At 72.5% G+C, this 12,994-nt stretch carries 14 protein-coding genes; 6 read left to right on the top strand and 8 right to left on the bottom strand.

Annotated elements, in window-relative coordinates; all coding sequences use genetic code 11:
* Positions 1–61: 61 nt before the first annotated feature.
* Together ABD363_RS13025 and ABD363_RS13020 are read right to left on the bottom strand one after the other, a co-directional pair.
* On the bottom strand, positions 62–319 hold the full coding sequence (locus tag ABD363_RS13025) for a WhiB family transcriptional regulator (protein WP_003992873.1): 258 nt from the start codon (positions 317–319) through the stop codon (positions 62–64).
* Positions 320–640: 321 nt separating this feature from the next.
* A complete protein-coding gene (locus tag ABD363_RS13020; RefSeq protein ID WP_344602799.1) occupies positions 641–1,609 on the bottom strand; it encodes a diacylglycerol/lipid kinase family protein in 969 nt (322 codons plus the stop codon).
* A 115-nt stretch (positions 1,610–1,724) separates the two neighbouring features.
* Between ABD363_RS13020 and ABD363_RS13015 the strand changes: the two genes are divergently transcribed.
* Entirely contained in the window at positions 1,725–2,171 is a 447-nt protein-coding gene (locus ABD363_RS13015; protein ID WP_344602797.1) for a hypothetical protein, read from the top strand.
* A 48-nt stretch (positions 2,172–2,219) separates the two neighbouring features.
* Here ABD363_RS13015 and ABD363_RS13010 read toward each other — a convergent pair whose 3' ends face one another.
* The 3 genes from ABD363_RS13010 to ABD363_RS13000 all read right to left on the bottom strand — a co-directional run bounded on the left by ABD363_RS13010 (position 2,220) and on the right by ABD363_RS13000 (position 4,324).
* The gene (locus tag ABD363_RS13010; protein ID WP_344602795.1) at positions 2,220–3,380 is read right to left on the bottom strand and encodes an RNA polymerase sigma factor SigF; all 1,161 of its coding nucleotides are present in this window, start codon (positions 3,378–3,380) and stop codon (positions 2,220–2,222) included.
* Between the two features lie 17 nt (positions 3,381–3,397).
* Positions 3,398–3,811, bottom strand: coding sequence for an ATP-binding protein (locus tag ABD363_RS13005; protein WP_004925829.1), 414 nt, complete (start codon positions 3,809–3,811; stop codon positions 3,398–3,400).
* Positions 3,812–4,063: 252 nt separating this feature from the next.
* Complete coding sequence (locus tag ABD363_RS13000) at positions 4,064–4,324, bottom strand: UBP-type zinc finger domain-containing protein (RefSeq protein ID WP_344602793.1); 261 nt, start codon at positions 4,322–4,324, stop codon at positions 4,064–4,066.
* Between the two features lie 60 nt (positions 4,325–4,384).
* Between ABD363_RS13000 and ABD363_RS12995 the strand changes: the two genes are divergently transcribed.
* On the top strand, positions 4,385–5,980 hold the full coding sequence (locus tag ABD363_RS12995) for a Na+/H+ antiporter (RefSeq protein ID WP_344602791.1): 1,596 nt from the start codon (positions 4,385–4,387) through the stop codon (positions 5,978–5,980).
* Here ABD363_RS12995 and ABD363_RS12990 read toward each other — a convergent pair.
* Complete coding sequence (locus ABD363_RS12990; protein ID WP_344602789.1) at positions 5,977–6,960, bottom strand: 1-aminocyclopropane-1-carboxylate deaminase/D-cysteine desulfhydrase; 984 nt, start codon at positions 6,958–6,960, stop codon at positions 5,977–5,979. The genes ABD363_RS12995 and ABD363_RS12990 overlap by 4 nt on opposite strands.
* A gap of 606 nt (positions 6,961–7,566) precedes the next feature.
* Here ABD363_RS12990 and ABD363_RS12985 point away from each other — a divergent pair.
* The 3 genes from ABD363_RS12985 (at position 7,567) to ABD363_RS12975 (ending at position 11,190) form a co-directional block, all read left to right on the top strand.
* Positions 7,567–8,970 carry a family 2B encapsulin nanocompartment shell protein gene (locus ABD363_RS12985; RefSeq protein ID WP_344602787.1) on the top strand — a complete coding sequence of 468 codons (1,404 nt, stop codon included), beginning with the start codon at positions 7,567–7,569 and terminating at the stop codon, positions 8,968–8,970.
* A 37-nt stretch (positions 8,971–9,007) separates the two neighbouring features.
* Positions 9,008–10,162 (top strand): family 2 encapsulin nanocompartment cargo protein polyprenyl transferase, encoded by a 1,155-nt coding sequence (locus ABD363_RS12980; protein WP_344602785.1) that lies wholly within the window; start codon positions 9,008–9,010, stop codon positions 10,160–10,162.
* A 428-nt stretch (positions 10,163–10,590) separates the two neighbouring features.
* Positions 10,591–11,190 carry a GNAT family N-acetyltransferase gene (locus ABD363_RS12975; protein WP_344602783.1) on the top strand — a complete coding sequence of 200 codons (600 nt, stop codon included), beginning with the start codon at positions 10,591–10,593 and terminating at the stop codon, positions 11,188–11,190.
* A 269-nt stretch (positions 11,191–11,459) separates the two neighbouring features.
* On the opposite strand, the gene sodN is transcribed toward ABD363_RS12975, so the two are convergent.
* Positions 11,460–11,855 (bottom strand): superoxide dismutase, Ni, encoded by a 396-nt coding sequence (sodN, locus tag ABD363_RS12970; protein WP_344602781.1) that lies wholly within the window; start codon positions 11,853–11,855, stop codon positions 11,460–11,462.
* A 145-nt stretch (positions 11,856–12,000) separates the two neighbouring features.
* On the opposite strand from sodN, the gene sodX reads away from it, so the two are divergent.
* The gene (gene sodX / locus ABD363_RS12965; protein WP_344603001.1) at positions 12,001–12,435 is read left to right on the top strand and encodes a nickel-type superoxide dismutase maturation protease; all 435 of its coding nucleotides are present in this window, start codon (positions 12,001–12,003) and stop codon (positions 12,433–12,435) included.
* Here sodX and ABD363_RS12960 read toward each other — a convergent pair.
* On the bottom strand, positions 12,339–12,968 hold the full coding sequence (locus ABD363_RS12960) for a CGNR zinc finger domain-containing protein (RefSeq protein ID WP_344602779.1): 630 nt from the start codon (positions 12,966–12,968) through the stop codon (positions 12,339–12,341). The genes sodX and ABD363_RS12960 overlap by 97 nt on opposite strands.
* Between the last annotated feature and the right edge of the window lie 26 nt (positions 12,969–12,994).

Raw genomic sequence — 12,994 nt, 5'->3', positions numbered from 1 at the left:
GGCGGGAGATGCGTACTCGCTGTACGCGCCGCCAAGCTCAGGCTGTAGCGGGGCGGGCGGATCAGGCGGAGGCCTGACGCGCCCGGTTGCGAGCGGCGCGGCGCTTCATCGCGCGGCGCTCGTCCTCGCTGAGACCACCCCAGACGCCGGAGTCCTGACCGGACTCAAGCGCCCACTGCAGGCACTGCTCGATAACCGGGCAGCGACGGCAGACGGCCTTGGCTTCCTCGATCTGCAGCAGCGCAGGACCGGTGTTGCCGATGGGGAAGAAGAGCTCGGGGTCTTCCTCGCGGCAAACGGCGTTGTGACGCCAGTCCATGGCTGCTACCTCTCCTCGGGTATTACGTGCAGGTTGCTTGTGAATGTGAACGCTTTCACGAATCCCTCAACAAGTGAAGGGCCGACCGTCAGGTTGCCCTGGCGTGGTCCTGTGGTTTGAAGAGGGGTTCTGGCGATCTGTGGAGGCCGGTGCTGCGGGCCGTCCCGATCGCCACGTAGAGACTCGCAAACCTCAGCGGCGGATACAACCCCTTCCGGAAAGTTTTTTTTGATTCTTTGGTGTCGACTAGGTCACAGCCGTACTTCCATGGGGTGGATCCTGGCCTAAACGTTCGAGTGAAAGGACTTTAGCCCCTTCTGCTCACACAATCACACGCAGTGCACGGCGTACGCCTGTGAACGTCACGCTCGTACGCAGCCCCAGGTGGTCGCCGTCCATCTGAAGGGGGAGCGGAACCTTCGAATGCAAGGTGAACTCGGTCAGATCGTGGAGAGAGACGGCGTGCCTGCCGCGGGGTCCGCGCTCGGGGGACGAAGTGAGCAACTGGGTGCCATACCGGGCAACCGCGGCCGCGGACAGGCGGCTGAGGCCGAACAGGTCGAGCCCGGTGTCGAACGACGCCCTGGGCGAGGCGTACATCGGGCGATTGCCGAGGAACGTCCACGGGGACGTGTTCGAGACTATGGACAGGACCAGATTCGGGACCGGCTCCTCGCCGGGCCGCTCCAGTGTGATCGTGCCGTTGCGGCGGTGGGGCTCGCCGAGGAGCTGACGCACGACCTGACGTACGTAGAGGGCGTGTGTGGATTTCTTGCCGCGCTCGCGGTGCTGCTCCACCCGGCCCACCACGCCGGCGTCGAACCCGAGCCCCGCGTTGAAGGTGAACCAGCGCGCCGGGACCGCCTCGTCCTCCGAGCCCGGTGTGCCCGAGGCGAGTCCCAGCCCGACCGTCCGCTCGCCGCCCTCGCGCAGCGCGTCCAGCAGGGCGCCGGTGGCCTCCACGGCGTCGTTGGGCAGGCCGAGGGCGCGGGCGAAGACGTTGGTGGAGCCGCCGGGCACCACGGCGAGACCGGGCAGGTGCTCCGGGTCGGGACCGGCGTGCAGCAGGCCGTTGACGACCTCGTTGACCGTGCCGTCGCCGCCGAGGGCCACCACCAGGTCGATGTCGTCGCTCTCCGCCGCCTGCCGGCCGAGGTCGCGCGCGTGGCCGCGGTACTCGGTGGTGACCGCCTCCAGCTTCATCTCGCTGGCGAGCGCGTGGATCAGTACGTCGCGCGTGCGCGCACTTGTGGTGGTTGCCGCCGGATTGACCACGAGAAGTGCACGCATGGGTTGCAGAGTACCTACCGGGCGGTACCGGGCACAGGGCGAGTCGGGGATCGGGCAGAGGATCGCCGCGTGAGTCTCGACACGGGGCCCGCGGGCCGCGGGCTACCCTTCAGGAGTGAGCTCTGCGCAGAACCCCACTCCTGAAGCCGCCACCGAGGCGGGTCCCCGTCCCGGCCGGCTGACCGCCGCTGCCGCGCTGGCCGCGCTGGAAGGGCTCGCGCTGGTGGCCGGGGGCGTCTGGATGCTCGTTCTCGGTTTCACCGGACACCCGGACGACCGGACCTCGGCCGTCACCGGTGGTATCACGCTGATGGTCCTCGCGCTGCTGCCGTTGCTCGCCGCCCGCGGGCTGCTCGGCCGGCGCGGCTGGAGCCGGGGACCCGCCGTCATCACGCAGATCATGGCGCTGCCGGTGGCCTACAACCTGCTGCAGGCCGACAGCGTGGCGATCCCGGCCGGCATCGCTCTCGCCGTCGTGGCCGTCACGGCGCTCGTCCTGCTGCTGAACCCCGGGACGACCCGGGCCCTCGGGATCCGGGGACCCGGCGACGAGCGGAAGTGATCGCCGCGGCGGCGACCACGGCCGGGACGACCGCTGCCGGGGAAGCCGCTACTCCTCCACCAGGAGCTTCTCCCGCAACTGTGCCAGTGTGCGCGCCAGCAGCCGGGAGACGTGCATCTGGGAGATGCCGACCTCCTGCGCGATCTGCGACTGGGTCATGTTGCCGAAGAAGCGCAGCAGCAGGATCCGCTTCTCGCGCGGCGGCAGGCCCTCCAGCAGAGGCTTGAGCGACTCGCGGTACTCCACGCCCTCCAGCGCCTCGTCCTCGGCGCCCAGGGTGTCCGCGACCGCCGGGGACTCGTCGTCGGTGTCGGGGACGTCCAGGGACAGCGTGGAGTACGCGTTGGCGGACTCCAGGCCCTCCAGGACCTCCTCCTCCGAGATCGACAGCTTCTCGGCGAGTTCGTGGACCGTGGGCGAGCGGCCGTGCAGCTGGGAGAGTTCCGCCGTGGCCGTCGTCAGGGCGAGGCGCAGCTCCTGCAGCCGGCGCGGCACCCGCACCGCCCAGCCCTTGTCCCGGAAGTGCCGTTTGATCTCGCCGACGACCGTCGGGGTCGCGTACGTCGAGAACTCCACCCCGCGGGCGGGGTCGAAGCGGTCGACCGACTTGATCAATCCGATGGTGGCGACCTGGGTGAGGTCGTCCAGCGGCTCCCCGCGGTTGCGGAAGCGGCGTGCGAGGTGCTCGACGAGCGGCAGGTGCATGCGGACCAGCTGGTTGCGCAGCTCCGCGTACTGCGGGCTGCCCTCCTCCAGCCCGCGCAGCTCGGCGAACATGGCGCGCGCCCCGCTGCGGTCCTGCGGATCGTGCCGCGTGCCCTGCACGCTTCGCGCGCCGTCCTCGGAGTGCCGCTCGTGCTCGCTCATCGTCCCGCCCGTCGCCCTTCCCCGAGCCCTCGCCTCCTCCCCCGCTCCCGTCCGTGCACGCGTGGGAGAACCCCCAGGGGCAGGGGAGACCTCCGTCCGCCCGTCCCGGGGCGCGCCCTGTACGGCACCGCCCCGGCCCCGCTGCCCGTCACCCGCGGGACCGGCCCCCGCGGGGGCGTCCTCCGGGTGCGGCCTGGCCTGCTCGGGGATGCCGTCGATGCCGTCCGCCATGCGCCGGGATCCGCTCGGACCGCTCTCCGGCAGGCTCTCCGCTGCGCCCGAGGCAGGGGAACCCCCCGCCTCGGCCGGCAGCTCCCGTGTGCCGCGCTCTTCGTCCCGCACCGGCCCGTCCCCGTTCCTCACGCCGGCCCGGGTCCCGCGCCGCGCTGTTTGTAAAGGCTGATCGAAACGGTTTTGTCCTCGTCCACGGCGGAGGAGACCTTGCCCGCGAGGGCCGACAGGACGGTCCAGGCGAAGGTGTCCCGCGAGGGGGCGTGGCCGTCCGTCGTCGGCGCCGAGACGGTGACCTCCAGCGAGTCGTCGACGAGCCGGAAGACACAGCTGAGCACCGAGCCGGGCACGGCCTGCTGGAGCAGGATCGCGCAGGCCTCGTCCACCGCGATGCGCAGGTCCTCGATCTCGTCGAGGGTGAAGTCCAAACGGGCCGCGAGGCCGGCCGTCGCCGTACGCAGCACCGACAGGTAGGCACCCGCAGCCGGCAGCCGGACTTCCACGAAGTCCTGGGTCGCGGGCTCGCCTGCGATCTGGGACACCCTCACCTCCAAGGTGGTACAAGCGTTATAGGGCCGAGGGTCGTCCCTCGGGGGGTAACGCGATACGTGGTTCAGCGGTGACGCTATCGCGCTCCGAACATTCCTGTCCCCGGGACCCCAGCCCCGTGCTGTCACTCATAGTAAACACTGTTATACGCACAGTGGCTAGAGGGTGGCCGGGCCCAAATGGGAAGAGCGCGCGCCGGATTGACGTACCCAGACGTCAGACGGTCGAACCGTCCGGCACCCGGGTCACACCAGCACGTGGTCGACGAAGCACCAGCGCCAGTCCTCACCGGGCTCGAAGGTCCTCATCACCGGGTGGCCGGACTCCTTGTGGTGCACGGTCGCGTGCCGTCCGGGCGAGGAGTCGCAGCAGCCGACGTGACCGCAGGTGAGGCACAACCGCAGCTGCACCGGTTCCGTGCCGTCGGCCAGACACTCCGGGCAGGTCCCGCTCAGCGGCTCGGGCTCCGGGTGCGGCAGCGCGTCGGCGTGCGTGCACTGTTTCATGATGGCCAGGTTACGACGGGCGCGCGGAAAGCCGCGCGGAGAAAAAGGCGGGCGGGAACGATGGACGTGATGCCACTGCTGTTGCTGGTGGCGGGGAGCGCCGCGGTCGCCGGGGCGGCCCGGCGCACCCCGGTGCCCGCGCCGCTGCTGCTGGTCGCTGTGGGGCTGGTGGTCAGTTATGTCCCGGGGGTGCCCGACTACACCCTCGACCCGCACGTCGTCCTGCCGCTCCTGCTGCCGCCGCTGCTGTACACGGCGGCCGGCGACAGCTCCTACCTCGACCTGCGCGCCCAGGTCCGGCCCGTGGCGCTGCTGTCGGTGGGGTACGTGCTCTTCGCGACCTTCGTCGTCGGCTGGGCCGCGTATCTGCTCGTGCCGGGCCTGCCGCTGACCGCGGCGCTGGTGTTCGGCGCGGTGGTGGCACCGCCGGACGCGGTCGCGGCCACGGCGGTGGCGCGCCGGGTGGGGCTGCCGTCCCGGATCACCACGATCCTGCAGGGCGAGTCCCTGCTGAACGACGCCACCGCGATCACCGCCTACAAGGTGGCGCTCGCGGCGGCGGTCGGCGAGGGTGCCACCTGGGCCGGCGGGATAGTCGAGTTCCTGGTCGCGGCGGTCGGCGGCATCGGCGTCGGACTGGTGCTGATGGTGCCGATCCACTGGCTGCGCACCCACCTCAGGGAGGCGATGCTGCAGAACACGCTCTCCCTGCTGATCCCGTTCGTGGCGTACGCGGCGGCCGAGCAGGTGCACGCCTCCGGAGTGCTGGCGGTGGTCGTCGTCGCCCTGCACCTCGGCCACCGCGCGTGGGAGGTCGATTTCGCGACCCGCCTCCAGGAGGGGGCGGTGTGGAAGATGGTCGCCTTCGTCCTGGAGTCGGCGGTGTTCGCGCTCATCGGACTGCAATTGCCGGTGGTCCTGAGAGGGCTCGGGGAGTACGAGGGCGTCGACGCCGCCCGGTACGCGCTCGCCGTCTTCCTGGTGGTGGTCGCGGTCCGGTTCGTGTGGGTGTTCCCGACCGCCTTCCTGCCCCGCGCCCTGTCGTCCCGCAGCCAGGCGCAGGGGGAGAGCTCCCCGGGGAAGGCGGCGGTCACGATCGGCTGGGCCGGGATGAGGGGCGTCGTGTCGCTGGCCATCGCCTTCTCCATCCCGCTCACCACGCACGGCGACGAGCCCTTCCCGCACCGCAACCTCATCCTCTTCCTGACCTTCACGACGGTCATCGGGACGCTGGTCGTGCAGGGCCTGACGCTGCCCCCGCTGATCCGGCTGCTGAAGTTCCCCGGCCGGGACGCCCAGGCGGAGACGCTCGCGGAGGCCAACGCCCAGGCGCAGGCCTCCCGGGCCGCCGAGCGACGCCTGGACGAACTCCTCGCCGACGAGCGCAACACCCTTCCGGGCCCGCTCGCCGACCGCCTGCGCGCGGTCCTGGAACGCCGCCGCAACGCCGTCTGGGAGCGGCTCGGGCAGGCCAACCCGGTCACCGGGGAGAGCGTCGACGACACCTACCGGCGGCTGTCCCGGGAGATGATCAGCGCCGAGCGCGAGGTGTTCGTGAAGCTGCGCAACGGCCGCTACATCGACGACGAGATGCTCCGGACGCTGCTGCGCAGGCTGGACCTGGAGGAGGCGGCGGCGTACCGGGAGACCGCCTAGCCCCCGGCGCCGGCCTCCCGGCCCTCGCCCGGAGGGCGGGAGAGCGGCGCCGGGGCCCGGCGGGGGCCGGGCTCCGGGAAGGGACGGCCGGTGATCACGGCGGCGACCGTCGTCCCGCGCGCGAAGGCGCCCTCCCGGGCCAGGGCGACGAGGCCGTACAGCAGCTTGGCGACGTAGAGACGCTCGACGGGCAGCCCGTGGCGGCGTTCGAACTCCTCGGCGAAGTCGTCGAGTTCCGGGGTGGTACGGGCGTAGCCGCCGAAGTGGAAGCGGTCGTCCAGGCTCCAGTCGCCGCGCGGACCGCCGAAGGCCTCCCGCTGCAGAGCCCGTACGCCGGCGTCCAGGAAGCCTCCCTTGAGGACGGGGATGCCCAGGGCGCGCCGGCCTGCGGCCAGTCCGGCGGCCAGACCGGCGAGCGTGCCGCCGGTGCCGCAGGCGACGGCGACGACGTCGGCACGATCGCGCAGTTCCGCGCCGAGCGCTCGGCAGCCGCGTACGGCGAGGGCGTTGCTGCCGCCCTCGGGGACGACGTAGGCGTCCTCGGCGCCCGCGGCGCGCAGGACGGCCGCCAGGGTCTCCGGGTCGGTCTTGCGGCGGTACACCGACCGGTCGACGAAGTGCAGCCGCATGCCGTCGGCCGCGCACCGGGCCAGGGAGGGGTTCAGCGGGCGGCCGGCGAGTTCCTGCCCGCGTACGACGCCGACCGTGGGCAGGCCGAGCAGCCGGCCGGCAGCGGCCGTCGCACGCAGGTGGTTGGAGTACGCGCCGCCGAAGGTCACGACGGTACGGCCGTTCGCCGCGGCCAGATTGGGCGCGAGCTTGCGCCACTTGTTGCCGATCAGCTCCGGGTGGATCAGATCGTCCCGCTTGAGCACCAGCCGCACCCCGTACCGCTCGAACCGCTCGTCCACGACCTCCTGCACCGGCGTGGGCAGGCGGGGGCGGAGGGCGGCGGGATCGGCGGCGTCGGGGCTGGTCACGACACCATTGTCGGAGGTCGGCGGATCCGGGGGGACAGGCCCCCGGGCGCGCGGGGCCGGCACCGCCGGAGGCACCGGCGAAGGCGCGGGCACCGCCGGGACGCGGGGGCCGGATCTCTCGAACCGGTCCCGGATCCGCTTGCGCACCGGCTCCGCCGTGGAACCCCGAGGGTCCGCCTTCCCGGGCTGCCGCTCCGGGCCCCCGGCGACCGGCCGCTCCGTCCAGCCGTGGCGGCGGATCCCGGCGGCTTCCGGCTGGGCCTCCGGACACGGCTCCCCGCCGTCGCCCGGGTCCTCGCGGCCGAAGCCGGGCAGGTGCCGGTCGCCGTCGGTGGTCCGCCCGTCGTCCGACGGGAGCGCCCGATACCGCTGCCCGGACCGAAGCGGAACGCTTCCCGCTGCTCGGCCGGGCCGGGTGCGAGCCGGTCCGTACCGTCCCCGCGCTTCCGGAGGCGGCCGGCCGGACCCCCGCCTGCCCCGGTCACCGGTGATCCATTCCCGCTCTTTCGTGTAATGGTATGCGCACGTTCCGTGAGGGAGGCTTGGCCGTGCACATCGATGCCCGGCGCGGATCGGCGCTGGAGCGCAAGGGGAGGGCAATTCTCTATGTCGGTAGGCGAAGAGGTCCGCGCCGAGCAGACCAGGCCGCAGCAGAGCCTCGGCACGGCGGCCGCGCGGAACCTGGCCACCACGACCAAGTCCGTGCCTCAGATGCAGGAGATCAGCTCGCGCTGGCTGCTGCGCATGCTGCCGTGGGTGGACATCCAGGGCGGCGCGTACCGGGTGAACAGGCGACTGACGTTCGCCGTCGGGGACGGCCGGCTGACGTTCGTGAAGACCGGCGACCGCGTCGAGGTCATCCCCGCCGAGCTGGGCGAGCTGCCGGCGCTGCGGTCCTACGCGGACGAGGAGGTGCTCTCGGAACTCGCCCGGCGCTGCCAGCAGCGGGACTTCGCCGCGGGTGAGGTGATCGCCTCGTTCGGCAGCCAGGCCGACGCGGTCCACCTGCTCGCGCACGGGCGCGTGGAGAAGATCGGCACCGGTCCGTACGGAGAGGACGAGTCCCTCGGCATCCTCGCCGACGGCTCCTACTTCGGCGACCAGGCCCTGCTCGACCAGGACGCCATCTGGGAGTACACCGCCCGCGCGGTCACCGCCTGCACGGTCCTGGTGCTGCCCCGCCAGGACGTGCAGCAGATCGCGGAGCGCTCCGGCACCCTGCGCGAGCACCTCCGGCAGCACCGCTCCGTCCCCCGGCAGCGCACCAACAAGTACGGCGAGAAGGAGATCGACCTCGCCGCCGGCCACTCCGGCGAACCGGACATCCCGCACACCTTCGTCGACTACGAGGCCAGTCCCCGCGAGTACGAACTGAGCGTCGCCCAGACCGTCCTGCGCATCCACACACGCGTGGCCGACCTCTACAACCAGCCCATGAACCAGACCGAGCAGCAGATCAGGCTGACCGTGGAGGCCCTGAAGGAGCGTCAGGAACACGAGCTCGTCAACAACCGCGAGTTCGGGCTGCTCCACAACTGCGAGTACGACCAGCGGATCCAGCCGCACGCCGGCGTCCCGAGCCCGGACGACATGGACGAACTGCTCAGCAGGCGGCGCGGCACCAAGCTGTTCCTCGCCCACCCGCGTGCGATCGCCGCGTTCGGCCGCGAACTCAACAAGCGCGGACTGGTCCCCGAGACCATCGACATCGGCGGCAACCGCATCCCCACCTGGCGCGGAGTGCCGGTCTTCCCGTGCAACAAGATCCCGGTCACCGAGGCCCGTACGACGTCGATCATCGCGATGCGTACCGGCGAGCAGGAGCAGGGCGTCATCGGCCTGCGGGCCGCCGGCATCCCCGACGAGATCGAACCGAGCCTGTCCGTGCGCTTCATGGGCATCAACGAGCAGGCCATCATCAAATACCTGGTGACGGCCTACTACTCGGCCGCGGTTCTCGTCCCGGACGCGCTCGGTGTCCTGGAGAACGTCGAGATCGGCCGCTGGTGACGGACCGTCCCGTCCGCGGCGGTTCAGGGGGGAGTCCGTGACGGAGACGAAGAAGCGCACCACCGGGACCCGGCGTTCCGCCGAGACGCCGCTCCCCGGCGGAACGCCCGGCACGTCCGAAGGGCACGGACACGTCGGGACGTACGGGGACAGCGGGCCGGAACCGCCCGACGAGCACGAGGCGACGGCGCTTCTGGAACGTGCCCGGGCGTCGGTCGACCCCGAACTGCGGGCCGCGCTGTCCTCGCTGCCCGGGGCGATGCGCCGGATCGCGCTCTACCACTTCGGCTGGGAACACGCCGACGGCACACCGGCGGCCGGCAACGCGGGCAAGGCGATACGCCCCGCCCTCGTGCTCACCTCGGCCGCCGCGATCGGCGGACCGCGGGCGCGGACGGCGGCCGTGCGGGCGGCCGCGGCGGTGGAGCTGGTGCACAACTTCACGCTGCTCCACGACGACGTGATGGACCGGGACGCCACCCGCCGGCACCGGCCCACCGCGTGGACCGTCTTCGGCGAGCCCGCCGCGATTCTCGCCGGGGACGCCCTCCAGGCGCTGGCCCTGCGGCTGCTCGCCGAGGACCCGCACCCGGCCTCCCCGGCCGCTGTCGCCCGGCTCGCGGACTGCGTCGTGGAACTGTGCGCCGGACAGCACGCGGACACGGCCCTGGAGCGGCGGCGCCCCGCCGAGGTCACCCTCGACGAGGCGCTCGCCATGGCCGAGGCCAAGACGGGTGCCCTGCTGGGCTGCTCCTGCGCTCTCGGGGCGCTGTACGCGGGCGCGGGGGAGGAGGACGTCGAGGCGCTGGACGCGTTCGGCCGCCAGGCGGGGCTGGCCTTCCAGCTCATCGACGACGTCATCGGCATCTGGGGCGATCCGCGCCGCACCGGCAAGCCGGCCGGTGCGGACCTCGCCGCCCGCAAGAAGTCCCTGCCGGTGGTCGCCGCGCTCGCCTCCGGCACCCCGGCGGCGACCGAACTGGCCGAACTGTACGAGGCCTCGCCGGGGAAGGGGGACGTGGAGCGCACCGCGCTGGCCGTGGAGCGGGCGGGTGGCCGGGACTGGGCGCAGGCGCAGGCGGCCGACCGGATGGCCCGGGCGATGCAGGAGCTGGTCCGGGCGGTGCCCGACCCGGAGGCGGCGGGCGGACTGCTGGCACTGGCCGAGTTCGTCACGCGGCGCAGCACCTGACGGCCGACCGGGGCCGGCGGGGCCTCGCGGCTCTCGGCGGACCGTGCGGCACCGGCCGCCGCCCGCCCGCCCGTACCCGGGGCCGCGCATTCTCCCGGTGCGCGGGGGCCGCCGGCCGTGGCGGCAGGGTCTTTCCGGGGTGAGGGAAGCCGGGTCGCGCGGGCGGGACCAGGCCGTGCCGGCGGGGATCCTGAAGGCGCGGGCGGCAGTCCGGCCGGACCGGGTCCCGGCCGTGCCGGCCGAGCGGCGGCGGCCCGGTCGTGCCGGCGGGGTTCCTGCCGTGCGGCGGCCCGGCCGCGCCGGTGAGAGCGTGACCGTGCCGAAGGGTTCCGGACGCCGCGGCGAGCTCGCGCACAGCCCCCGCCGGAGGCAGCCGATAGGCTTCAACAGCCATACGGGCAACGCCGGTCGAGACGAAGGGGCGGGACATGGGCGTGGCGATCCGGACGGCGGGGGAGGACGACCGCGCGCTGGTCGTCCGGCTGCTGGACGAGGCCTTCCAGGACGATCCGGTCAGCAGCTGGGTCTTCCCGGGGGACGAGTACCGCCGTACGACGCACCACAGGCTCATGGCCGCCTTCACCGACATCGTGCTCGCCGACGGGCGCATCGACGTCACCGAGGACGGCTCGGCCTGCGCGCTGTGGCTGTCCGTGCCCGCGGGCGACCACGCCGGCGAGGACGACGGTCCGGCCCTGGTGCGCGAGGCCGTCGACCCGGACAACGCGCGGGTGGAGCTGATCGGCCGGCTCACGGCGGACATCCACCCCTCCGACCGTGCCCACGAGTACCTGTGGATGATCGGCGTGGCTCCTGAGCGGTGGGGCCAGGGCCTCGGTACCGCGCTCATCACGTCGGTCCTCGACCGCTGCGACCGCGAGGCCCTGCCCGCCTACCTGGAGGCGAGCAGCGCGCGCAGCCGCCGGCTGTACGAGCGGCTGGGCTTCGAGTGCACCGGTGCGGCCCTGCGACTGCCGGACGGCCCGCGGATGTGGCCGATGTGGCGCGAGCCGCAGCCGACGGCCTGAAGCCCGCCCGCCGCGGCCGGCCCGGCGACCGTCCGGCCCGATGCCGAAGTCCCGCAGGCGGGTCGGCCGGGTGGCGGACGCCGAAGCCCTGAGGGCCGTGCTCGGCAGCGGCGCCCCGACGTCCTGGACGGGGGCGGCGGGCAGATCCCGGCTGCGTGCGGCCCGCACCCGGACCGCAGTCCGCCGAGCACGGCGTCCAGGACGGTCCGGGTGCGGGCCGGAAGACCATGCGACCAAGAAAACCGCAGGTCAGGCAGCGTGATGCAAGATCAGGCCTTCTTGGTCTCCCAGAAGATCTTGTCGATCTGGGCGATGTAGTCCAGCGCCTTCTGGCCGGTGGCGGGGTCGGTGGAGGCCTTGGCGGCGGACAGGGCCTTCAGGGTGTCGTTCACCAGCTGGTGAAGCTCCGGGTACTTCTCGAAGTGCGGCGGCTTGAAGTAGTCGCTCCACAGCACGGACACGTGGTGCTTCGCGAGCTCCGCGCGCTGCTCCTTGATGACGGCGGCACGCGTCTGGAAGTGCGGGTCGTCGTTTCCGGCCATCTTCTCCTGGATGGCCTTCACCGACTCCGCCTCGATGCGGGCCTGGGCAGGGTCGTACACGCCGCAGGGCAGGTCGCAGTGCGCGCTGACCCTGACCTTGGGGGCAAACAGGCGGGAAAGCATGAAGCAATCCTTCCTCGTGATCGTCTTCTCAGGGGGGACATTACTCCGTGAGAGACCGGTTTTCGCGAGTGCCCCCGTGGGCTTAGGACAAAAGTCCGGTGTGAGACTGGGACTGGTGGAGGAACGGACCGGGGAGGTGCCGGCGATGCCGGAGCTGTCGCAGGGGGGCGAGCGGCCGAGGGCACTGCTGCCGTTCGGGCCGGCGGAGGTGACCGGGCCGTCCATGGTGCCCACGCTGCACCACGGGGACCGGCTCCTGGTGCACTGGGGGGCCGCGGTCAGGCCGGGCGACGTGGTCGTTCTGCGGCATCCCTTCCAGCAGGACCTGCTCGTCGTCAAGCGGGCCGCCGAGCGGCGCGCGGGCGGCTGGTGGGTGCTCGGGGACAACGCGTACGCGGGCGGCGACAGCACGGACTACGGAGTCGTTCCCGAGGATCTCGTGCTCGGCCGGGTCCGGTTCAGGTACCGGCCGCGCAGGGCGGATCAGCGCTCGCCGCTGGCGCTGGTCCGCTGGGCGCTCTCGGCCGCGCGGCCGGTCTTCGCCGACCGGTCCGCCTCCAGGCGCTTGCGGGCCCGGTAGGCCGCCACGTTGGCGCGGGTCGCGCAGCGGTCGGAGCAGTAGCGCCGGGAGCGGTTGGTGGACGTGTCCAGGTAGGCGTTGCGGCACGGGGCCGCCTCGCACAGGCCCAGGCGGTCCACGCCGTACTCCGTGAGGTGGAAGGCCAGGCCCATCGCCGCGATCGCCGCGTAGCCCGCGGTCGCGTTCGACGGGTGGTCCGCCAGGTGCATGTGCCACAGGGGGCGGCCGTCGTCGTCCCGGAAGTCGTGGCCGGAGATCTGCGGGCTCACCGGGAACTCCAGCAGCAGGGAGTTCAGCAGGTCCACGGCGAGGGTCTCGTCGCCGCCGTCCGCCGCCTCGAAGACCGCGCGCAGCCGTCCCCGGACCGAGCGGAACCGCGTCACATCGGCCTCGGTGGCCCGCCGGGCCGCCGAGTGGTTGGCCCCGAACAGGTCGCGGACCGCCTCGATCGAGGTCAGGGAGTCCTTGCCCCGGGCCGGCTCCTCGGTGTTGACGAGACGTACGGCGTAATCCGAGTAATAGGCCAGTTCCACTTGTAGTCCTTACGGAGGCGTTCTAT

The sequence above is a fragment of the Streptomyces glaucus genome, from assembly GCF_039533365.1.
GTDB classification, from domain to species: domain Bacteria; phylum Actinomycetota; class Actinomycetes; order Streptomycetales; family Streptomycetaceae; genus Streptomyces; species Streptomyces glaucus.
The sequence above is the reverse complement of the archived record's forward strand: the minus strand, read 5'-3'. Positions and strand labels throughout refer to the sequence as shown.